This is a genomic window from Psychroserpens sp. NJDZ02 (genome assembly GCF_004843725.1).
Classification (GTDB): Bacteria; Bacteroidota; Bacteroidia; order Flavobacteriales; family Flavobacteriaceae; genus Olleya.
In genome coordinates this window covers 2,266,773-2,290,000 of sequence record NZ_CP039451.1, presented here as the reverse complement: position 1 = coordinate 2,290,000, position 23,228 = coordinate 2,266,773, and the positions used below count along the sequence as shown (strand labels likewise).

Annotated in this window: 19 protein-coding genes, 2 tRNA genes and 2 rRNA genes (1 of these 23 only partly in view); 9 read left to right on the top strand and 14 right to left on the bottom strand. The window is 32.9% G+C overall.

Annotation, left to right across the window (positions count from 1 at the left end):
- The 5 genes from E9099_RS09890 to E9099_RS09870 form a co-directional block, all read right to left on the bottom strand.
- Positions 1–33, bottom strand: a 23S ribosomal RNA gene (locus tag E9099_RS09890) (it extends 2,788 nt beyond the left edge of the window).
- A 149-nt stretch (positions 34–182) separates the two neighbouring features.
- A tRNA-Ala gene (locus tag E9099_RS09885) sits at positions 183–256 on the bottom strand.
- An 84-nt stretch (positions 257–340) separates the two neighbouring features.
- Positions 341–414 (bottom strand) — tRNA-Ile (locus E9099_RS09880).
- A gap of 86 nt (positions 415–500) precedes the next feature.
- Positions 501–2,021 (bottom strand): 16S ribosomal RNA (locus E9099_RS09875).
- The 16S and 23S rRNA genes sit together here with 2 tRNA genes alongside, the layout of an rRNA operon.
- 670 nt (positions 2,022–2,691) lie before the next feature.
- Positions 2,692–4,665 carry a putative porin gene (locus tag E9099_RS09870; RefSeq protein ID WP_136583468.1) on the bottom strand — a complete coding sequence of 658 codons (1,974 nt, stop codon included), beginning with the start codon at positions 4,663–4,665 and terminating at the stop codon, positions 2,692–2,694.
- A 147-nt stretch (positions 4,666–4,812) separates the two neighbouring features.
- Between E9099_RS09870 and E9099_RS09865 the strand changes: the two genes are divergently transcribed.
- The 3 genes from E9099_RS09865 (at position 4,813) to E9099_RS09855 (ending at position 9,026) form a co-directional block, all read left to right on the top strand.
- Entirely contained in the window at positions 4,813–5,412 is a 600-nt protein-coding gene (locus E9099_RS09865) for a ribonuclease HII (RefSeq protein ID WP_136583467.1), read from the top strand.
- 32 nt (positions 5,413–5,444) lie between these two features.
- Positions 5,445–7,865 (top strand): ribonuclease HII, encoded by a 2,421-nt coding sequence (locus tag E9099_RS09860; protein WP_136583466.1) that lies wholly within the window; start codon positions 5,445–5,447, stop codon positions 7,863–7,865.
- Positions 7,866–7,976: 111 nt separating this feature from the next.
- Entirely contained in the window at positions 7,977–9,026 is a 1,050-nt protein-coding gene (locus E9099_RS09855; protein WP_136583465.1) for a nucleoid-associated protein, read from the top strand.
- A gap of 72 nt (positions 9,027–9,098) precedes the next feature.
- Here E9099_RS09855 and lipB read toward each other — a convergent pair whose 3' ends face one another.
- Complete coding sequence (gene lipB, locus E9099_RS09850) at positions 9,099–9,800, bottom strand: lipoyl(octanoyl) transferase LipB (RefSeq protein WP_136583464.1); 702 nt, start codon at positions 9,798–9,800, stop codon at positions 9,099–9,101.
- A gap of 292 nt (positions 9,801–10,092) precedes the next feature.
- On the opposite strand from lipB, the gene lysS reads away from it, so the two are divergent.
- Positions 10,093–11,784 carry a lysine--tRNA ligase gene (gene lysS / locus E9099_RS09845; RefSeq protein ID WP_136583463.1) on the top strand — a complete coding sequence of 564 codons (1,692 nt, stop codon included), beginning with the start codon at positions 10,093–10,095 and terminating at the stop codon, positions 11,782–11,784.
- A gap of 399 nt (positions 11,785–12,183) precedes the next feature.
- On the opposite strand, the gene E9099_RS09840 is transcribed toward lysS, so the two are convergent.
- The 4 genes from E9099_RS09840 to E9099_RS19200 form a co-directional block, all read right to left on the bottom strand.
- Complete coding sequence (locus tag E9099_RS09840) at positions 12,184–12,756, bottom strand: GDYXXLXY domain-containing protein (protein WP_136583462.1); 573 nt, start codon at positions 12,754–12,756, stop codon at positions 12,184–12,186.
- Between the two features lies 1 nt (position 12,757).
- On the bottom strand, positions 12,758–14,047 hold the full coding sequence (locus E9099_RS09835; protein WP_136583461.1) for a DUF2157 domain-containing protein: 1,290 nt from the start codon (positions 14,045–14,047) through the stop codon (positions 12,758–12,760).
- A 102-nt stretch (positions 14,048–14,149) separates the two neighbouring features.
- Positions 14,150–14,632 carry an inner membrane protein YiaA gene (yiaA, locus tag E9099_RS09830; RefSeq protein ID WP_136583460.1) on the bottom strand — a complete coding sequence of 161 codons (483 nt, stop codon included), beginning with the start codon at positions 14,630–14,632 and terminating at the stop codon, positions 14,150–14,152.
- Between the two features lie 88 nt (positions 14,633–14,720).
- Entirely contained in the window at positions 14,721–14,879 is a 159-nt protein-coding gene (locus E9099_RS19200; RefSeq protein WP_168800736.1) for a hypothetical protein, read from the bottom strand.
- 151 nt (positions 14,880–15,030) lie between these two features.
- Here E9099_RS19200 and E9099_RS09825 point away from each other — a divergent pair, with 151 nt between their 5' ends.
- The 3 genes from E9099_RS09825 to E9099_RS09815 all read left to right on the top strand — a co-directional run bounded on the left by E9099_RS09825 (position 15,031) and on the right by E9099_RS09815 (position 17,603).
- Positions 15,031–16,545 (top strand): hypothetical protein, encoded by a 1,515-nt coding sequence (locus tag E9099_RS09825; protein WP_136583459.1) that lies wholly within the window; start codon positions 15,031–15,033, stop codon positions 16,543–16,545.
- Positions 16,546–16,625: 80 nt separating this feature from the next.
- Positions 16,626–17,123 (top strand): hypothetical protein, encoded by a 498-nt coding sequence (locus E9099_RS09820; protein WP_136583458.1) that lies wholly within the window; start codon positions 16,626–16,628, stop codon positions 17,121–17,123.
- A gap of 120 nt (positions 17,124–17,243) precedes the next feature.
- Positions 17,244–17,603 (top strand): hypothetical protein, encoded by a 360-nt coding sequence (locus E9099_RS09815; protein ID WP_136583457.1) that lies wholly within the window; start codon positions 17,244–17,246, stop codon positions 17,601–17,603.
- Between the two features lie 67 nt (positions 17,604–17,670).
- Here E9099_RS09815 and hemL read toward each other — a convergent pair whose 3' ends face one another.
- From hemL to E9099_RS09795, 4 genes are read right to left on the bottom strand one after another with little or no spacing between them, the layout of a single operon-like run.
- A complete protein-coding gene (gene hemL / locus E9099_RS09810; RefSeq protein WP_136583456.1) occupies positions 17,671–18,948 on the bottom strand; it encodes a glutamate-1-semialdehyde 2,1-aminomutase in 1,278 nt (425 codons plus the stop codon).
- Positions 18,949–18,953: 5 nt separating this feature from the next.
- Entirely contained in the window at positions 18,954–19,763 is an 810-nt protein-coding gene (locus E9099_RS09805) for a glucosaminidase domain-containing protein (RefSeq protein ID WP_136583455.1), read from the bottom strand.
- A 3-nt stretch (positions 19,764–19,766) separates the two neighbouring features.
- Complete coding sequence (locus tag E9099_RS09800) at positions 19,767–20,678, bottom strand: 1-aminocyclopropane-1-carboxylate deaminase/D-cysteine desulfhydrase (RefSeq protein ID WP_136583454.1); 912 nt, start codon at positions 20,676–20,678, stop codon at positions 19,767–19,769.
- A complete protein-coding gene (locus E9099_RS09795) occupies positions 20,668–21,006 on the bottom strand; it encodes a hypothetical protein (protein WP_136583453.1) in 339 nt (112 codons plus the stop codon). Before E9099_RS09795 ends, E9099_RS09800 begins: the two co-directional genes overlap by 11 nt.
- 47 nt (positions 21,007–21,053) lie before the next feature.
- Between E9099_RS09795 and E9099_RS19195 the strand changes: the two genes are divergently transcribed.
- A complete protein-coding gene (locus E9099_RS19195) occupies positions 21,054–21,221 on the top strand; it encodes a DUF5522 domain-containing protein (RefSeq protein ID WP_168800735.1) in 168 nt (55 codons plus the stop codon).
- Positions 21,222–21,235: 14 nt separating this feature from the next.
- Positions 21,236–23,221: a urocanate hydratase gene (locus tag E9099_RS09790; protein WP_136583452.1), complete on the top strand. Its 1,986-nt coding sequence runs from the start codon at positions 21,236–21,238 to the stop codon at positions 23,219–23,221.
- The last annotated feature ends 7 nt before the right edge of the window (positions 23,222–23,228 follow it).

Here is a 23,228-nt window from a genome sequence, read left to right as displayed (position 1 = left end):
GGCATTCCCCATACGCTCTTATTTAGCTTATTGTACTATTTGCTTTTTTAATGAGTTCTACTAAAAATATTAATAAATTAATATCCTTAATATTATATATAATTATGAAATAAATTTCATATTATTTTTCATGTATCTTTTTTCAATATGTCAATGAACGTTTTCAGTATCTAAACTGATTGTGGAGAATATCGGAGTCGAACCGATGACCTCCTGCGTGCAAGGCAGGCGCTCTAGCCAGCTGAGCTAATCCCCCAATATAGGTATCCCGAATATGCTATTCAGAATTATATATTTAGAATTGACAACTTCTAGAATTTCCTTTAATTATAGTAGTTAGTAGTCTCAGGCAGACTCGAACTGCCGACCTCTACATTATCAGTGTAGCGCTCTAACCAGCTGAGCTATGAGACTCTACTATAATAGATTTTAAATTAACAGCAGGAGAATAAACAATTTATATTGTCTTTACTTTTTTTTCTTTAATCGTCTTTCTCTAGAAAGGAGGTGTTCCAGCCGCACCTTCCGGTACGGCTACCTTGTTACGACTTAGCCCTAGTTACCGATTTTACCCTAGGCCGCTCCTTACGGCGACGGACTTCAGGCACTCCCAGCTTCCATGGCTTGACGGGCGGTGTGTACAAGGCCCGGGAACGTATTCACCGCATCATGGCTGATATGCGATTACTAGCGATTCCAGCTTCACGGAGTCGAGTTGCAGACTCCGATCCGAACTGTGATAGGGTTTATAGATTCGCTCCTGGTCGCCCAGTGGCTGCTCTCTGTCCCTACCATTGTAGCACGTGTGTAGCCCAGGACGTAAGGGCCGTGATGATTTGACGTCATCCCCACCTTCCTCACAGTTTGCACTGGCAGTCTTGTTAGAGTTCCCGACATGACTCGCTGGCAACTAACAACAGGGGTTGCGCTCGTTATAGGACTTAACCTGACACCTCACGGCACGAGCTGACGACAACCATGCAGCACCTTGTAAATTGTCCGAAGAAAAAACTATCTCTAGTCCTGTCAATCTACATTTAAGCCCTGGTAAGGTTCCTCGCGTATCATCGAATTAAACCACATGCTCCACCGCTTGTGCGGGCCCCCGTCAATTCCTTTGAGTTTCATTCTTGCGAACGTACTCCCCAGGTGGGTCACTTATCACTTTCGCTTAGCCACTCAAACCGAAGTTCGAACAGCTAGTGACCATCGTTTACGGCGTGGACTACCAGGGTATCTAATCCTGTTCGCTCCCCACGCTTTCGTCCATCAGTGTCAGTTGATTATTAGTAATCTGCCTTCGCAATTGGTATTCTATGTAATATCTATGCATTTCACCGCTACACTACATATTCTAACTACTTCATAATAACTCAAGATAACCAGTATCAAAGGCAATTCTACAGTTGAGCTGCAGGATTTCACCTCTGACTTAATTATCCACCTACGGACCCTTTAAACCCAATGATTCCGGATAACGCTTGGATCCTCCGTATTACCGCGGCTGCTGGCACGGAGTTAGCCGATCCTTATTCTTACAGTACCGTCAAGCTCTCTACTCGAGAGAGTGTTTCTTCCTGTATAAAAGCAGTTTACAACCCATAGGGCAGTCATCCTGCACGCGGCATGGCTGGATCAGAGTTGCCTCCATTGTCCAATATTCCTCACTGCTGCCTCCCGTAGGAGTCTGGTCCGTGTCTCAGTACCAGTGTGGGGGATCCCCCTCTCAGGGCCCCTACCTATCGTTGCCATGGTGTGCCGTTACCACACCATCTAGCTAATAGGACGCATAGTCATCTCTTACCGTAATCTTTAATATAATCCTGATGCCAGGGCTATATACTATAAGGTATTAATCCAAATTTCTCTGGGCTATCCCTTAGTAAGAGGTAGATTCTATACGCGTTACGCACCCGTTCGCCGGTCGTCATCTTTAGCAAGCTAAAATGTTACCCCTCGACTTGCATGTGTTAAGCCTGCCGCTAGCGTTCATCCTGAGCCAGGATCAAACTCTTCATCGTTAAATTTTTAAGTGTTTCCACTAATATGCTTAACAATTAAAGAAATATTTCTTTACTCAAAATGGCTTATTCTCTTGTTTGAACTTAATCGTTTCCAATTAAATTCGTACGCTGTCAATTCAATATGTTTATGAACTTTTTTCTCTGTTTCTTAAGATGTTATTTCCTTAAGCGGGTGCAAATATAATTCGCTTTTTTAAATCCCACAAGCTTTATTTGAAAAGATTTGACTCTTTTCTATTAAACTATCATAATAACTCTCTGAACGTTTCCTTACTCACTAATTAACCTGTTATACTTACGTCGTTTTCGGGGTGCAAATATACAAGCCTTTTTGGTCCCTACAACCCTTTTGGTAATCTTTTTTTAATTTAAATTTAACAATGATGGTTAAGCCTTTATGCTTAGCTTATTACAGTGGTCTATTTTTGATTGTTTTTTTGGATTGAACCACCCGTAGATTACGAATGTTGGTTGTGTTTGAATTTATTTACTGATTTGCAACGCGTTAGGGATAGAACGGTCTGTTTGAGCTCTTTTTTTTTAAACACCAATATTAATAGGACTATTGATCATTATTAGATACTGTACCATACATAAGGTATAGCATTTGTAAAAAAAGCGAGTAGTGAAAGCCCGACCCTTTGGGTAACGCCCTAATTATATCATATTACAAAAAGAAATTCCAAACTAATCCAAAACGTATTGTAAAATCACGGAATGGCTGGTTTGGCGCTGAATAATATGTAGGATCTGAAAAGAGTGCATTAAAATGCTCTGCCTTTAGATATATTCTGGTTTGTCTAATTTTGGCATTAACAAAGAAATCCAATCTTGGGAACGCCCCTAACTCTTGATCGTTTTGAGTATAGAACTCCGCTATTAACGGGTCATAGCCATCCATGTTATATGCTGAGAAATAATTGAATATTACTCCTGTTTGCAAAAACATTGCTTTTTTAAATATATGATTTGAATAGTATAGCGTGTTTCTGGTTACTATTTGTGGTACGTTTAATGAGTTTGAATCATCTTTTACATTTTGGTACAATACAGTATTGTCTAATGCAAAGTTTTTATATCTAATTTCTTTTTGAAGTTTAGCTTTTAAATATGTAATGGGGTTGCTATTTTGAAACGCTTTTACTCCACCATCCGCATCTTTAGCAAAATAAACAAAATCGTTTATTGTACTAAGGTCCAATGTTAAGTTTGCATATTTATTGGATTGCACATTAAATATTAGTTGTTGGGTCTGTATATTGTTAAACTGATTACTCCAATTATAATTTTTGTAACTACTTTGAAATAATAAAGTATTGAAGTTTGGGGCAACTGAGTTATGATTAATGCTTGCGGATATTTTTAAATCTTTATTTATCTGGTAGGCTCCTGTTGCTGATATATAATTACCATCAAAATCTCCCGACACGTTTAATCCAGCTTGTCCTTTTAAGTTAAACCCTTTATATTCCTTATTATATTTTGCTCCTACAGATAGTATATCACCTTTTAATCTATTAGGAATTGTAATGTTATTTAAAATCACACGTTTATCATAACCATAATTATAGTTATTATGTGTGGCATTAAATTGAACGTTACCTATTATTGAGTTACTATAGTTTAATTGTAACTGGTTGGTAAATTGCTCTAATTCTGTCCTATCCTTAATATTACTAGCTTGAAAAGAATCTCCGAAATAATCCGTGTTAGCCGTAGTTTGATCGTAGGTGTAAATTTTATCTTCCAACGTCATAATATGCGCTAGTTGAATTTTATTTGAACTAACAGAATCTTTAGGTTGCACAAGGTCATAACTATGATTTAAATAGAAACGCTTACCTAGTAATAGATTTTCGGCATTTTCAAAATTAACTTCTAACACTCCTCTGTCATCAAAATCAGGATCACCAGACTCAAAGAAGGCTATATTAGTATCTTTTAAGCCTCCGTTTTCCTGATTAAAGATGTCTTGAGATGTAAAATGTGTATTTAAAACGTAGCGTTTGTTTTTTGTCTTATAGCTAGAAGTAATCCTTAAGTTTCCGGTACTACTTAATGAATTTTGATAGAACCCCAATGATCGCAAGCCTTTATAACCTATAGATAAGTTGAATTGTCTAGATGTATTTGTTGTAAAAAAGGCGTCTAATTGCTGACCTTGTGTAAATGCTGTTTTGAAAAACAACTCCGTTAGCGGTGTTGGCGCATGATAATAATTAACATCGTCCGCTTTTAAATAATTAAAATGTTTGGCACTAGCTCCGAATTCAGGGAGCTGATTTGTATTTCCAAAATCATAGGTTAGACTATTATAAGTTTGTCCAACATTAGCAAATGGCATAAGTCCAAAATTATCTCGTCTTAAATAATTGTATTTATATTCCTTATTAATAGTTAACGTTGTATCTACATATGTTGTGTCTCTAGTAGATGAAATTATCAAATAGTCTGAGATAAGTGCTTTTTGCTTGTCGTTCTTTTTTGTGTTTGTTTTTTTAGACTTTGTACTGTCTTGTCGAGAAGACGAATTGCTTTCCACCCCTGAATCTGAATTAAAAGATTTTTTTAGTGTAGGCTTTTGCGCATAAGCTATACTTACGAAAGCGAATAAAAGGAAAGAGAAAATTATTTTTTTCATTAAATGGTGACTATTTTAGACCTTTAATTTAAAGCTGAAACATTTATGTTTGCCAAAAATAGCAAATATCTTTATTGTTTTATGCTTTCTGTTAAGAAAGGCACAAAATTGAATTACACTATAACGTTAAACCTTCATTTTTATTTAATGCTTAAATTAAAATATTCCAAACACAAATTAGAATGTGGTACCGACGAAGCTGGACGTGGTTGTCTTGCTGGCCCTGTAACTGCTGCAGCAGTAATTTTAAAACCAAACTTTAAAAATGCCATATTAAATGACTCGAAACAAATAAGCGAAAAAAAACGTGACTTATTACGGCCTATTATAGAGAAGCAAGCCCTCTGTTATGGTTTTAGTCATATCTATGAAGATACTATTGATGACATAAACATTTTAAATGCCTCTATTTTAGCTATGCACAAAGCCATTGATGCTATGCCTAAATCACCTGACTTTATTATTGTTGATGGTAATAAGTTTAAACCTTATGACGACATCCCTTTTGAAACAATTATAAAAGGAGATGCTAAATATATGAGCATTGCTGCAGCATCTGTTTTAGCAAAAACATATCGGGATGAATACATGAATATAATCCATGAAGAATTCCCGATGTATAACTGGAAACAAAATAAAGGGTACCCAACTAAACAACATAGAGATGCTATCAGAAAATATGGTGCCACAAAATACCATAGAAAATCCTTTAGACTATTACCAGAACAATTGAAATTTGAACTGTAACTTATTATCTTTGCTAAAACACTCCGCTTTTTATGAAACATATTTGGTACAGTCTCCTTTTAATTTTACTGATTTTTTCTTGTCAACCGTCTTCAAAAAAAAATACGATTGAAGACTTTATTTATAGCGACTCAGAGTTTGTGTTAACCATCAATAACCTAGAAAACTTTAAAAGCAACACGAGTAACAATCATTTTATTAAAACGCTATCAAATTCCGCTGCCTATAAAAACTTGACTAAAAAGCTTGACTTTTTAAACAAAATAGATAGTCAACAACGTATTTATATAAATTTACTTAAAGACAAAAAAGATAGTTTACAATATAGTTTTGCAACAAAATTAAACGATTCGATTTTTAATCCAGACAGTCTCAAAACTAAAAGGGAGTCCATACAATTAAAAGGAGTTACTGCTGAAAAACTAACCATTGACAATCAAATTATATATGTTACAAAGCAAGCAGGTGTTTTAGTAGGCTCTAATAACACTTCTCATTTAGAAGTTTTGTTTAATAATAAAACGAAAAATGATTTAGTTAAAAAAATAATAGCCACACAGGATGAAAACTCCGCATTTTCTGTATTTACCAACAATACTACTTTAAAATCAATTTTCAAAAATGAAGCTCTTACTTTTAAAAAATTCACTGAACATTTAACCTTTGACACTGAGGTTAGTCAAAACAACTTGATATTAAGCGGAATTACTAAAGCAAAAGATAGCACTAGCTTAATTAACGTATTTAAAAACACCCTCCCTCAAGACAATCAGTTAGCACAAATCGCACCTTCTAATAGTGATGGTTTTTTAAGTATTACTTTTAACGATTATAACACTTTTAAAAATAACCTAAATCGTTTTAACAAAGTAGACAGTACAGCAATAAACACAACTTTATTTAATAATATTATTGAGTTTGGCGAAATATATAGTGACTCTACAAGCGCTGTTGTATTAAATTCTATAGATCTAATTGGCACACAAGAAACGCTACTTAGCGAACAAGAGAAAACTAAAACTTTTAGAGGTGTCACTATCTATAATTTCTCTAAACCAGCCTTGTTTTTAGATGCCTTAAAACCTTTTATTACACTAAAAAAAGCAACTAAATATTGTATTATCAATCAGTTTTTGATTTTTGCATCTAATACCGAAACGTTAGAAAACATAATAGTTAACCACCAAAATCAAACGACTCTAAGTGACCGCTCATACTATAAAGAGGTCAAGAAAGGATTAAGTAGTCAATCTTCAATATTACAAGTCCTAAATCCAACAAGCTTGAAACAGTTGGTTAATACTAATTTAAATACTACTTCCGACTTAAATTTTGATAATTACAAATCATCTGCATTACAATTTATTTACGATACCAACTTTGCTCATTTTAATGCTATAATTAAACAAAGCAAAGCAACTGTTTATGACAATTCTATCACCGAATTGTTTAATATCAAACTAGACAACGATGTACTTAACAATCCACAATTTGTAAAAAGTCACCTTACTAAACAACAAAATATCATTGTACAAGATATTACCAACAAGTTATATTTAATTACCAATGATGGTAAAATACTTTGGAAAAAACAATTAAAAGGCCCAGTACTAGGTGAAATTAAGCAAATTGACATGTATAAAAATGGGCGTTTACAATTGGCTTTTGTAACACCTACACGTCTTTATGTTTTGGACAGAAACGGGAATGAAGTCAAACCTTTTCCTATGTCGTTTTCTGATAAAATTACACAACCGTTATCTGTTTTTGATTATGATAAAAGAAAAAATTATCGTCTGTTTGTCACTCAAGGTAAAAACGTATTATTATATGATGGAAGAGGACAAAAAGTAAAAGGCTTTAATTTTAAAGCAGCAAAGGAACCACTAAATACCCAACCACAGCACCTTAGAATTAATAACAAAGATTACGTTATTTTTAAAACGGACACCAAATTATATATTTTAGACCGACGTGGAAAAACAAGAGTGAGCCCTAAAACAGATTTAAATTTCTCGAATCAACCCGTTTCAAATTATAATTTAGATTTTATAACAACAACAGCTGATGGTAAAATAGCGACCATTACTCAAAAAGGTATAGTTTCTATTGCTAATTCTAATTTGACTGAGAATAACACCATCACCTCTACGACTAAAACGTTGCTTTCTCAAAGTAATAACCTATTAAATATAAAAGACCATACGCTAGAACTAGATTTTGGAAGTTATACGCCTGCAAAGTTATTTTTTATAAATGACAAAATATACATTTCTACCACAGATAAACAAACACAAAAGGTTTTACTATATGATAGCAATGCCAAATTGCAAAACAACTTTCCTGTTTATGGTACTTCTGCTATTGATCTAGACAATATTGACAACGACTCTAAACTAGAATTTGTGACCAAGGGAGAACGTAACTCTATTCTTGTTTACAAAATAAACTAAATATTAAAAACTATAATTATTAAAAACCGAAGCAAAGTCTTCGGTTTTTTTGTGTTTTATTTCTGCTTTATTTAGTAACATTGTAACTCAAAATAAACTCCAATTTTCAAGATGATTACACGCAAACTCGCTACCATTTCAAAATTTATAATTCACAAGGTTGGTAACAAACATAATGACACCAAAAATGCTTTTTCTGAAAAAGAAGTTCATTTTGACGAAGAGAGTTATGAGCTTATGTTGCCTTTTTTACTAAGGCCATTTGGAAGCGTTGTACAAAGTTACCGATTTAACCACCACGCCAATGTGGAGCTTAACGAGATTAACTCTTACAGTAAACAAATCTTTAATGACGATGATGCTTTTGTCGAGATGTCTAAAAATATAGTTAAGCATTTATTTGAACAAAGTAATTCTGCTCAAATAAAAACTGGAGATGTTTTGGTTGCTGTTTTTGAAGGTATTGAATACAAAGAAATGGTTACTAATGCTATTGGAATATTTAAAATTGAGAATAAAACCAACTTCTTTCAAACCTTTTTAGAAGATAGCAGTTATGATGTTTTAGTTCAAAAAGGAATTTCGTCTAAAAAAGTTGATAAAGGGTGTTTGATTTTAAATCAAACAGACATGGAAGGTAATATTATTTTGACTGTCGATAATAACAGTTATGATGCACAATACTGGTTAGATCGTTTTCTAAACATCAAATATGCTGATGACATGAATAATCACACACATAACTACTTGGATATGTGTAGTGAATTTTCTACTGAGATTTTAAAAACAAGTTTTGGAGAACAAGAACGAAATATTTTTTTAGCAAAAACAATCGATTACTTTAAGGAGAACGAAATCATAAACGTTGAGCGCTTTAAAGAAGAAGTCTTTACTGAAGAAAACCAAATACAGTTATTTGAAGATTTCAAAAAAGAATACGAAGGAGAACAAAATATATTATTAAGAAATCAATTTGATCTTGCTGAAGCAGTAGTTAAGAAGGATAAAAAGAAAATCAAAACAGACATTAAATTGGATACTAACATCCAAATTAAATTAGATATAGACTCTCCAGATGCTGCGCAAGAATATTTAGAACGCGGTTATGACGAAGAGAAAAAAATGCACTATTATAAAGTGTTTTTTAATGCCGAAGCATAATACTTAAAAACGATAACTAATACCCTAATTATAGTTTTTAGACAAAACCATAATTAGGGTATATCGTAATTGTTACTGCTTAAACTCAGCCTCAAACATTTTACTAAAATGTTTTAATATTTTTGCTTTTACTTCGACTTCATCTACTGCTTTAACACCCAGTTCTACGTTTAAAGAACTTACTGCCTTACCTCTAATTCCACAAGGAATAATATTATCAAAATATCCCAGATTAGCATTCACGTTAAGTGCAAATCCATGCATAGTCACCCATCGACTTGCTCTAACACCCATAGCACAAATTTTACGCGCAAAAGGTGTTCCAACGTCAAGCCACACCCCTGTTTCACCTTCGCTACGTGTCGCTTTTACACCGTATTCATCCAAAGTTAATATAATAACCTCTTCTAAAAAACGTAAATATTTATGGATATCTGTAAAAAAATTATCTAAATCTAAAATAGGATACCCTACAATTTGTCCGGGTCCGTGATACGTAATATCTCCACCTCTGTTTATTTTATAAAATGTAGCACCTTTAGCTTTTAGCTGGTCTTCATTTAACAACAAGTTAGACATATCTCCACTTTTCCCTAAAGTATATACATGAGGATGCTCCACAAATAGAAAAAAATTATCTGTTTCTAAACCCGCTGCTTCTCTTCTATTTTTAATTTTAGTATCTAAAATTCCTTTAAACAATTCCTCTTGGTAATCCCAAGTGTCTTTAAAGTCCTTTGTCCCTAAATCCTGTAGTTGTATCGTTTTATTCATAGCAAAATTAATAGTACAAAGATACAATTTATCTTTCAAGATTATTCTCTATAACCTATCTTGAAATTACAAGTAATAGTCAGTTAGTTACTGATTATTACAATACACTCATTTTTCGCGCAGTACCCAGACAAACACCGCTTTTATATCCTAAAATAACAAAACACAAATATCACCCGATATATCTATTCGAAAATTTAATTGTTTGATGCTGTACTTATTTAATGTTATCACTTATTTTTTGTTACAAACGCTTATCTTTGTGCCTTAATTTTTTTTTTACAATAAAACTATGTCACAATTATCTGAGCAAGAGCTCGTACGTAGAGAAAAACTTGCCAAATTACGCGAGTTAGGTATCAACCCTTATCCAGCAGATTTATATCCTGTATCTGACAATTCTAAACAGATTAAACAGGAGTTCAAGGAAGGCAAACAGGTAGTTGTTGCTGGTAGATTGATGGCAATTAACATTCAAGGAAAAGCGTCTTTTGCACAATTACAAGATTCTGAAGGACGTATACAGTTATATTTTAACAGAGACGAAATTTGTCCTGGAGAAGATAAAGACCAATATAATGTCGTCTTTAAAAAATTATTAGACCTAGGAGATTTTGTTGGTATTGAAGGGGAATTGTTTACCACTCAAGTTGGAGAAAAAACAATATTAGTTAAAGGATTTTCTTTATTAAGTAAATCTTTAAAACCACTACCAATTCCTAAGCAAAAAGACGGTAAAACATACGATGCGTTTACAGATCCAGAAATGCGTTACAGACAACGTTATGCTGACTTAGCTGTAAACCCACACGTTAAAGAGGTTTTTATAAAACGTACTAAGTTATTTAATGCGATGCGTAGCTTTTTTAATGACTCAGGTTATTTTGAAGTAGAAACACCAATATTACAACCAATTCCTGGTGGAGCAGCTGCACGCCCTTTTATTACACACCATAATAGTTTAGACATACCATTATATATGCGTATTGCTAATGAGTTATACCTAAAACGATTAATTGTTGGTGGTTTTGATGGTGTTTATGAGTTTTCTAAAAACTTCCGTAACGAAGGAATGGACAGAACACACAATCCAGAATTTACAGCAATGGAAATTTATGTAGCCTATAAAGACTACAATTGGATGATGGACTTTTGCGAACAATTACTAGAACATTGTGCCATTGCGGTAAACGGAACATCTGAAGCGATTTTTGGAGAACACAAAATAAACTTTAAAGCACCTTATGCAAGAGTTACTATGGCGGACTCTATTAAGCACTTTACTGGATTTGATATCACCGATAAAACAGAAGATGACATCAGAACAGCAGCAAAAGACATGGGTATTAACGTAGACGCAACCATGGGTAAAGGAAAGCTGATTGATGAAATTTTTGGCGAGAAATGTGAAGGTAATTATATCCAACCTACATTTATTACGGATTATCCAAAAGAGATGAGCCCATTATGTAAGGAACACAGAGAAAACCCTGAATTAACAGAGCGTTTTGAACTAATGGTTTGTGGTAAAGAAATAGCAAATGCTTATTCTGAACTTAACGATCCAATAGACCAACGTCAACGTTTTGAGCACCAATTAAAACTTGCTGCTAAAGGTGATGATGAAGCAACAGAATTTATAGATGAAGACTTTTTACGTGCTTTAGAGTACGGTATGCCTCCAACATCTGGGATGGGAATTGGAATGGATAGATTAATTATGTATTTAACTAACAATCAATCTATACAAGAAGTCTTATTTTTCCCTCAAATGCGACCTGAAAAGAAAGCAGTACCAATGAATGAGGAAGAAAAAGCAGTGCTTGCTTTACTAAAAACGGTTAGTCCAATAGAATTAAACGCACTTAAAGAGCAATCTGGATTAAGTAATAAAAAGTGGGATAAAACTATAAAAGGTTTAACCAAATTAGGCGTTGCCAAAGTAAACAAAACTGATGATGGACTATTTGTAGAAGTCGTTTAACTAATACACGTAACCAAATTGTTATAATAAAAAAAGGAACTACAGTTATGTAGTTCCTTTTTTTTGTTCTAAAGTCAATTTATGAGGGTAAATTCTTTAGAAAATTTTTAGACAAAAATTTATAATACCAATTTCTATTAGACAGCTTCACTCCCATTTGTCTTGACGCTTTAATTTTAGACAGCACCCCAAGGCTTCTTATAATCACAACAATTATGAGTGCTAAAATTAAAAATATCATCAAATTTAAAAATGTCATAGATCTGTGTAAAAAATTATCTTATAATAAAATTAGTGCACTAAGAACTATTTACCAATTCAAAACTCTTAATCTTATCTGAAATTCGACTACTAGTTCTTTTTAAAGGATAAAAACATTAAAAATTAAATAAACACTATTTAATTAGCTGCTTTTTGCATCTCCACATAAGTCCCGATTGGCACATCGTTAATAAAAACATCCTCCAATACAGAGTGTCCATTTTTAACATAAACCAATCCATATGTATTATTTGCCAAACCTTGTCTACTCGCTTTTCTATAAGCCATTTCAGCTGGATAGGCTTTACTTTCTTCCATATAAAATCTATCAAAAGGTAGCTTAAACTGAATAACCTTACTCTTTTGGTAATATCCGTAAGTTTTAGCTATTACAAAATCGTCATCCCCATTTGTTTTAAACGGGCTTACCGATTTTACTGCAGCATAACCTAAGCTATCCATTTTTAGATAAACATAAATATCACTACTATTTTCCCATAATGTATCTGTCGTTACAGCTTTATTCATATCAAAAGACAAAGTAATGTACTTCCCTCTAAAAGGATCTGTTGGATCAATAGGACGTGTTTTAAATTTATAAGCTCTTCCTGAATTTAAAACAGATTGGCTTTTAAAAACCATCGCAGCCGGCACACTTAATTGAATTAAAGCCAAAACCACAAAAAGTATAAATAGATATATTGTTTTCATCTTAATTGTTTAAAGATTTATTTTGATTTGATTTTTGTTTTTTAAGCATAAGGTAGTTTGTACTAAAAAAGCCTACTCCTACAGTTATGAATAATAAGCCACGAATAACAAAGCTCATATTTGTATCAAAAAACCTAAAACTTATTAAACCTGTAATAATTAATAAACCATAGTTTAAGATTCCGAAGTGACATTTATCCACTCCCGTTTTTACTGTTGCAATACCTAAAACAAGTATCAATAAATTGATTAATACAAGACCTACGGTTGCATTATAGCTACTAACTATAAAAACAATTAAGTATAACACAAATACATATCTAAACAAGCTAAATGGTTTTAAACTCTCTTTTACATAACTATACACTAAGGTTGCTATTGTAAGAGTAATCAAAAGTATTGGAACGTAAATACTTGATGCACTGTAATAATCATACTCAAAGTCTCCTGACCAATATCTATGAAAAGACGCTAAAAGAAGTGTGACAACCGCACCAAGAGATCCAATTGCTAAGTAACCGTTTTTTCTAAGTTTTAGAATTTTTAAAGAAGGTAATTGACCAATATTATAAAGCAACCCAAAAAACAATATAAAAACTAAATACAAAGCACTACTTGAAACCTCTAAAAAAGCCCCAAATGTAATGGTCATACTTAAAGGAAATAACCAATTAAGCAAAGAAAACCCGTTAGAATCTGATTCGTTTTTTATGACATTATAATAAAAAGGAAGTACACCAATTAGCATAGCCAAATACAACCAAGGTATCTGTCCGCTATCAAAATACCCGACTAAACAAGCATAATAAGTTGCAAAAACCAGATGTACAATTGCCAACACTTTTGATTTCAACAAATAAACTAATGGTAAGCAAAGCGCAATCCATGTTAATAAATAGCCTTCTAAACTACCCGGCACATTATAAATCTGACCAATTAAAGCAATTGCAGCTCCTACCCCAAAAAACAGAAAGACACCTGATCCTTCTTTCCACGTCTGACTCTTCTTTTTAAATATCGAAAAACCAACTAACAATTGTCCTATTACCAAAGGGGCAAAAGCCAATGCCGTTTTAATCATCATAGGCAAATATTCCCAATTATGGGCAAATAGTAATATTATTCCAGACCCAATTAATAGAGATCCTAAAACACCAAAGACTATAAATAATTTATTAGGTGCTTTGGATTCTTTAGCATGAAAATAGCGTTCTATTCGCAACGCTGTATCTTTTGATATTATCTGATTTTGTATTAATTCAGGTAATGTATTAACCAATTTTGTACTCATTTTTAAAAGTTTTAATTGTTTTCATTTTAATTTAAAACCTCGTAACAGTTGTCACGAGGTTTTAGGTTAACCATCACATTAACCAATCATCAAAACAAAATATTAAATATTGTCTGTTTTGTCGTTTTCTAAAAACGCTATATCCCTTGTGTTTTTTTGTACTGCAATAGCAGCAAAAAGACTTAAGGTAAATGCCATCCCATAAAAGCCTTTTTCGCTAAGTTCTAAATCTGCGTTCCATAACCCAATAACTAATAAAGCTATTGCAGCAACAGAAGTAAACCAACTTATACCATAATAAATTTCAGTTACTGGTATATTTTCAAGTTTGTCTCTCACAGATTTCTGCACAGAAATGACAGAGAATAATCCAAAAAGTAAGATTGTAAAATAATACCCTTTTTCATTTAGAACCATATTTGCATTCCATAATCCAATGCAATAAGAAACCATACCAAGACATAACGCCGCCCAAGATGCTCCTACAAATGCTGGCGTGGGTTTTGTATTATATGTTGTTACCTTTTTTTTAGACTTTTTAGCCTTTTGGTCCTCATTAATTGAAACTGTTGTTTGATAATCCATAATATTTTTGTTTTTGATAATTATTATATAAAATAAAGGTTAAGACATAATGCCTCTAACCTGATAAGGTGTGCAAGATGAAGTTGTGTTAAACAGCGAAATACTTCACCAGAGTTCCTGTATGATTACTTAAAGCCTCAACATAAGATTGATAGCTGTCTATTACATGATTTTGAATAGCCATTCTGTTGGCTAGTAATACACTAAAAAATAAAACGATAAGTGATGCTTTAAAAAATGTTTTCATAATGTTTTGATTTGTTGATTACACGACAAAGATGCAACAGGTAGAGCGTTTTATAAAAACAGATTTTAAATAAAACTGACGATATATTTTAGATAAAAATAACAGATAATCATATTTAAAAGGCTACTTTTAACCAATTAATGACGATTAAATGACAGATTTAAATAGCCTAATTTCTACTTTTTCTAATGAAGAGCAACAACAGTTTATTGGCTTTCTAGAAAAAAAGAATAAAAGAAGCGATACCAAAAACATACAACTCTACAAGCTGCTTCAAGATAAAGACTTGGACACATTTACCATTTGTAATACACTTTATGGTAGTCAAAAAAAAGGAGCATATCATGCTTTAAGAAAACGTCTCTATCAATCTGTGATAGACTTTATAGCAAACAAACATCTAGCAGACGAGAGTACTGTAGAAATGCAATTGATAAAACTACTAATCACCGCTAGAGCCTGTCTTACCAAAAAGCAATACAAAACAGCTTATAAATTATTAGCTAAAGCTGAAACAATAGCAATAGAACATGCTTTGTTTTCTATTTTGAACGAAATTTATCATACCAAAATTCAATATTCGCACTCACAACCGCAAGATAAACTAGAACATTATATTACTGCTTTTAAAAGTAATCAACATAATGCTTATCTAGAAGACCAGCTAAACATTGTCTATGCAAAAATCAGACAGACACTAAACAACATAAATTACAAAGGCGCCGTCTTAGATCTAGAAACATTATTAAACAATACTCTAGAAGAACATAATATAAATCTAGAACATGCTATTACATTTAAAGCGCTTTATCAAATTATAAGTATTGTTAGCTTATCTGCCTTTGTAACCAATGATTATTATAAAATAGAATCCTTTTTACTAAAACACTACACTAAACTAAAATCATACAAAAATCGAGAAAAACAAACCTACTATCATATTCAAATACTATATATGATTGCCAACACTTTATTTAGGAACAAAAAATTTGACGAAGCTTCGCATTACTTAAATGAAATGGAAACACAATTAAAAAGCAATCAAAAAAAACACTTCAATACCTTTATATTAAAACACAACCTATTAAAAGGTTTAACACTTAATTACACCAACCAACAAACAGAAGCAATTAACTTACTAGAAAAAAGCACGAAACTAAAACATCAAGATCTAGAAAGTCAGTTAGACATCCACTTATGCTTGATCATGACACATGTACAACATGACGACTATAAAAAAGCAAATCAAGTTATGGCAACGTTTTATCATACCGATGCCTATTACGAAACTAAAGCAGGGAAAGAATGGGTTATTAAAAAGAACTTAATAGACATTATAATACAAATAGAATTAGAGAACATAGATTTAGTAGACTCTAGATTACGCAGTTTTAAACGCCAATACTATACCTATTTAAAACAAATCAATCAAAATCGTGTTATCACGTATTTAAGCTTTGTCGAATTATATTTTAAAGATCCAAAACTAGCAACCACTGCTGCTTTTAAAGTTAAGATAGAAAATGCTTTTATCTGGATTGACGCACAACAAGAAGACATTTTTGTAATGAGTTTTTATGCTTGGTTAAAAAGTAAAATGGAAAACAAACCACTATATACCATCACTTTAAAACTTGTAGAAATGGCTAAAACCAATGTTAATTAAAAGCTAAAAAAACAAGTCTCTGTTAAACCATTTTAAAAATAGCTGGTCTTAGAAGCATAACAATTTAAAACAATAAACAGATGAAAAAATTAGCAATACTAGCATTAGCATTAATTACATTTCAAGCAAACGCACAAGATGATAGCGGTAAAAAACGTCAAGAAAACAAAAAAGAACGTTTAGAAAAACGCATGAAACTTGAACCACAAGAAATGGCAGAGCTAAAAACTAAAAAAATGACTTTGCATTTAGATTTAACAGAAGCACAACAATCAAAAGTTATGGCTTTAAATTTAGAAAATGCAAAACAAAGGAAAGAGCACTTAAAAAAGCATGCCGACAAAAAAGAAGACTCTGAAAAAGCAAAACCAACTAAAGAAGAAAAACTTAAAAGAATGAACGCGAAATTAGATGCACAAATAGCAACTAAAAAGCAGATGAAAAACATCCTAAATGTTGATCAATATGAAAAGTGGGAAAAATCAGAAATGAAAAGAAACCATGGACGTAAGCATAATAAAAAAGGAGACAGAAAACATAAAAAAGGTGAGAAAAACAGCACTGAAACAGATAAATAATTAAGAAATATTCATATTTTAAGGAAAAAAGACGCTGATTATCTATTCAGCGTCTTTTTTATTTGCGATTATTAAACTAAAAGTGTTACTTTGATAGTATAATTAATTAACTCTTAAACAATGAAAAAAATAATTACGGTCTGCCTTTTTGTATTTGGTTTATTCTTAGCAACTAACACCGCTAGCGCACAACAAAAATTTAGTGCAGAAATTAATAAAGCTGCACAAATTAAAACAGTTGAAGTTGGTAAAACTCTAAAAACAAATAAAGCCACTCAAGAATCAATGTTTATTGCTTACCAAGAATTTTATGCGAAGTCAGAAACACTAAAAAAATCTTTCCAATCTGGCACTAGTGAATATAATGATTTAGAAACCAAAATCACGAAACGCCTATCGCTTCAAATGAATGAGTTACTTAATGACGAACAATACACTAGATATTTAAAACTATCTGGCTTATCCGCCAACACACAATAAACTATTTTACTTAAAAAAAAGCCGATTATAAAATTATAATCGGCTTTTTTATGTTTAATATTTTCTATTAACTGAAGACAGCTTCACAAGCTGCAATCGTTTTATCTAAATCTTCATAAGATAGTGCATCATTTAAAAACCAACTTTCAAAAGCACTTGGCGCTAAATAGATACCTTGATTAAGCATCCCATGGAAAAAGGTTTTAAATGTTTCGTTGTTTCCTTTAGCAGACGTTTCAAAATCTACAACTTGACCTTCGCTAAAATGTACAGACATCATAGACCCCAATCGGTTTATAGTATGCGTGACATTTAATCGTTCTAAAACCTCAGCAATACCTTTATGTAAGTATTCCGTTTTCTTCGCTAAACTTGAAAACACATCACCTTTATTTAGTTCTTCTAACATTGCTAATCCCGCAGCCATAGCTAATGGATTACCACTTAATGTTCCTGCTTGATATACTGGCCCTAAAGGCGCTAAATGATCCATGATTTCAGCCTTAGCTGCAAAAGCACCTACAGGCAAACCACCTCCTATTACTTTACCAAAACATACAATATCTGCTTTGATATCTAATAATTCTTGAGCACCACCTTTAGCCAATCTAAATCCGGTCATAACCTCATCAAATACCAATAAAATATTATTAGCATCACACAATTGTCTTAAGCCTTCTAAAAAACCTGCTTTTGGAGGAATACATCCCATATTACCAGCCACTGGCTCTATAATAATACAAGCAATTTCGTTTTTATTAGCTTCAATTAAAGCTGCAACATTAGCTAAATCGTTATACTTAGCCAACAATGTATCTTTAGCGGTACCTTGTGTTACTCCTGGACTATTTGGTGATCCAAAAGTTACTGCACCACTACCCGCTTGTATTAAAAACGAATCTGAATGCCCATGATAACAACCAGCAAACTTGATAATCTTATCTTTATTAGTATAGCCTCTTGCTAATCTGACAGCACTCATACAAGCCTCTGTACCTGAATTAACAAAACGAATCTTATCAATATTAGGAACCATAGATACTGCTAACTCCGCAATTTTAGTTTCAATTTCGGTTGGCATACCAAAAGAGGTTCCTTTTTTAGCTTTATCAATAACTGCATCAACCACTGGTTTATGCGCGTGACCTAAAATCATTGGCCCCCAAGAAGCGATATAATCTATTAATTGGTTACCATCTTCGTCATACAGATAAGCCCCTTTAGCTTCTTTTACAAAAATAGGTGTGCCACCTACTGCTTTAAATGCACGGACTGGAGAGTTTACACCTCCAGGAATTACTTTCTCTGCTTCTGCAAACAAAGCACTACTTCGTTTATAAATCATAAACCTTAATAATCTTTTGGAATTGGTTTTACAAATAAAATCTGTCCTATGAACAAATCATTGTCTTCTAAACTATTTAAATCTTTTAATTCGGTAACAGAAATATTATATCTTCTTGAAATTGAATATAAAGTATCTCCTTTTATAACCGCATGTTTATCGTTAGTCGTTATTTCTTTCCCTAAAACATCTGCATCAAAACGATACAATTGGTAACGCTCTATTAAGCTAATTAATTTATTTGGATATTTTTTATCGGTAGCATAACCAGCAGCTCTTAATCCTTTTGCCCAACCTTGATAATCGTCCTTTTCTAAGTCAAATAATTTTGAATACCGTTTACGTTCTGCTAAAAACAAAGAATGATCTCTAAACGAGTATTTTGCGTTTTTATATTTACGGAAACATTCTTGTGATGCATCATCATCATGATAAATTTTAGCACCTTCCCAGTTATGGCACTTAATACCAAAGTGATTATTTGCTTCTACAGATAAACGCCCTTGTCCAGACCCAGATTCCAAAATACCTTGAGCTAAAGTAATACTTGCAGGCACTCTATATTTAATCATTTCATCTTTAGCAATATCACTAAACACTGCTATATATTCTTCCGTTTTGTTAGCATAAACTTCCGGTGTTTCTTTTCTAACATCTTCTTCTACAACTTCAACTGGCTTTTTCTTCTCTGTTACTTTTTTCTTTCGATCTACTTTAACGGTTCTTTGTTTTCCTTTTTTTGTTGTTACCTTTTTTGAGGACCCACAACTAACAATTAACAATGTTAAACAAAGAATGGTGATTATTTTTTTCATTTACTATAAAATTAATTGTTGCTGTTTTTGTTTTAGCCTTTTATTCATCCCAACTATACCTTGTAAACCTCCAGTATGAATCATTAAAATTTTTGAATCCGGTTTAAAAAAACCTGATTGTATTAACTCAAAAATTCCGAACATCATTTTCCCTGTATATACTGGATCTAAAGCGATGTTGTGTTGTTTTTTAAAGGTATTAATAAACGACACCAAGTCTGTATTTATTTTAGCGTATCCACCAAAATGATAATCGGTTAATAGTTGCCAGTTATTCTGTTTTGCAAATTTACTAATATCTTCTTTTAAAAAGTCGCCTTTTAAAGCCGAAAAACCTAAAACTTGCTGATTAATTCCAGAACTATTGATTAATCCTGCTAAGGTACCACCTGTCCCTACAGAAGAACAGATATAATCAAAATGATCATCCTCTTTAGTTAAAATCTCTTCGCATCCTCTTATAGCCAAATCGTTAGTACCACCTTCCGGTATTTGATAAAAATCACCAAATTCCTTTTTCAATTTATCTAGAATTGATTGTGTTCCTTTTAATCTAAACAGTTCTCTACTAATAAATTTAAAAGTCATCCCACAAGATTGCGCAAACTTTAACGTAGGATTGTCCAAAATCTTGTCTCTTAATTCCTCTCCTCTTATAACCCCTATTGTTTTAAATCCAAAAACACGACCAGCTTCTGCTGTGGCCGCAATATGATTAGAAAATGCGCCACCAAAGGTCAACAAAGTATCATGATTATGTTGTTCCGCGAAAGCGATATTATACTTTAACTTTCTATATTTATTTCCAGAAATAATGGGATGGATTAAATCTTCTCGTTTAAGGTGTAATGAAACCGAACTATTAAAAGGAAGTTCTATGTTTTGATTTACACTAAGTTCAGGCTTAAATTTCATGCTTGCTAAGATACTTTAAAAATCGCATAAATGGTCTTGATTTTAGATAGTCTAAATTAGCGTCGTTACAATACGCTTCTCGTTCGAAACTAATATTTTTATAGGCCAAGAACCCATTTTTATGTTTTATAAGGTTAATTAAAAACTCCATTCCATACCAAACATAAAATGGAAGTATTAACATTTCCAATTGCTGTCTAAGATGAATTTTTTCGTGATTAATCAATGTTTTATGTTGTTTTAGTCCTTTGCTTTTTAAAAAGATAAACGGAAACACGGTCATACCTGTATAACCTTTGGGCACTAAATACTTGGACACTATTATCATAATTGATACCTCTCAAAATATATTCCAATTTACGTTATCTTTGTGATATGAAGAAGATAATTCCTATAGAAGACGGCGATTACTACCTAACACCCGAAGGTTATCGTTGTTTTACAGAACAATACCATTTAAAAAGAGGGTATTGTTGCGAAAATGGTTGTAGACATTGTCCTTATGGATTTAATGCCAAAACAAACTCAATTAAAAAAAATTAAAGTCAATATACAATATGACATTTAAAGATCAAATATTAGAAGGTATCCCAAACCAATTACCAGAATCAAAACCTTTTGACGCTTCCATTAACCATGCTCCAAAACGGAAGGCCATTTTAAGTGAAGCGGAAACAAAATTAGCTCTAAAAAATGCTTTACGTTATTTTGATAAAAAACATCATAGTACATTACTACCTGAATTTAAAACAGAACTAAAGACATACGGACGTATTTATATGTACCGTTTTAGACCTGATTACAAGATCTATGCTAGGCCAATTTCTGAATATCCTGCACAATCAAAACAAGCTGCTGCTATCATGCTAATGATACAAAACAATTTAGATCATGCAGTTGCACAACATCCACACGAGTTAATTACCTATGGTGGAAATGGCGGTGTGTTTTCTAATTGGGCACAATACTTATTAACCATGAAGTATTTGGCAGAAATGAATGATGAGCAAACGTTAACCATGTATTCTGGACATCCAATGGGATTATTCCCTTCCCATAAAGACGCACCAAGAGTTGTGGTTACAAACGGAATGATGATCCCTAACTATTCTAAACCTGATGATTGGGAAAAATTTAATGCATTAGGCGTAACACAATATGGTCAAATGACAGCTGGTAGTTATATGTATATTGGCCCACAAGGAATTGTGCATGGTACTACAATTACCGTTTTAAATGCTTTTAGAAAAATAAAAAAAGAACCTAAAGGACACCTTTTTGTAACCTCTGGTTTAGGAGGCATGTCTGGCGCACAACCTAAAGCCGGAAATATCGCTGGTTGTATTACAGTTTGCGCAGAAGTTAATCCTAAAATTACACAAGTCCGATTGGATCAAGGTTGGATTGATGAAAAAATTACAGATCTAGAACAATTAGTACTGCGTGTTACTAAGGCTAAAGCCGAAAAAGAAACTGTTTCCATTGCTTACTTAGGAAACATAGTTGATGTTTGGGAAGCGTTTGATCAGTCTAATATACACATAGACATAGGTAGTGATCAAACCTCATTACATAATCCTTGGGCTGGAGGCTATTATCCAGTCGGTATAACTTTTGAAGAAGCCAATGTAATGATGGCTGAAAACCCTGAGTTATTTAAAGACAAAGTTCAAGACACTTTACGCCGTCATGCTAGCGCCATAAATAAACATACGGCAAAAGGAACTTACTTTTTTGATTATGGTAATGCTTTTTTACTAGAAGCTTCGAGAGCTGGCGCCGATATAATGGCAGAAAACGGCATCGATTTTAGATACCCAAGTTATGTACAGGATATTATGGGACCTATGTGTTTTGATTATGGTTTTGGTCCTTTTAGATGGGTTTGTGCCTCAGGAAAACCTGAAGATTTAGCAAAAACTGATCAAATTGCTTGTCATGTTTTAGAAGTAATAAAGCAACATTCGCCAGAAGAAATCCAACAGCAGATGGCTGATAATATCCAATGGATTAAAGGCGCACAAGACAACAAACTAGTGGTAGGCTCTCAAGCTCGAATATTATATGCGGATGCTGAAGGACGCATGAAAATTGCAGAAGCTTTTAACCAAGCCATTAAAAATGGTGAGATTGATACTATAATACTGGGTCGTGATCATCATGATGTATCTGGAACGGATAGTCCGTATCGTGAAACCTCCAATATATATGATGGCTCTAAGTTTACAGCAGACATGGCAATACAAAACGTTATTGGTGATAGTTTTAGAGGAGCTACTTGGGTAAGCATCCATAATGGTGGTGGCGTTGGCTGGGGCGAAGTTATTAATGGTGGATTTGGTATGGTTCTTGATGGTAGTAAGGAAGCATCAAAAAGGTTAAAGCAAATGTTATTTTGGGATGTTAATAATGGTATTTCTAGACGAAGCTGGGCTAGAAATGATGAAGCTATTTTTGCAATAAAACGAGCTATGGCATCGGAACCGAATTTAAAAGTAACATTACCCAATCTAGTTGATGAAGATTTACTGAATTCACTTTAAAAACAAT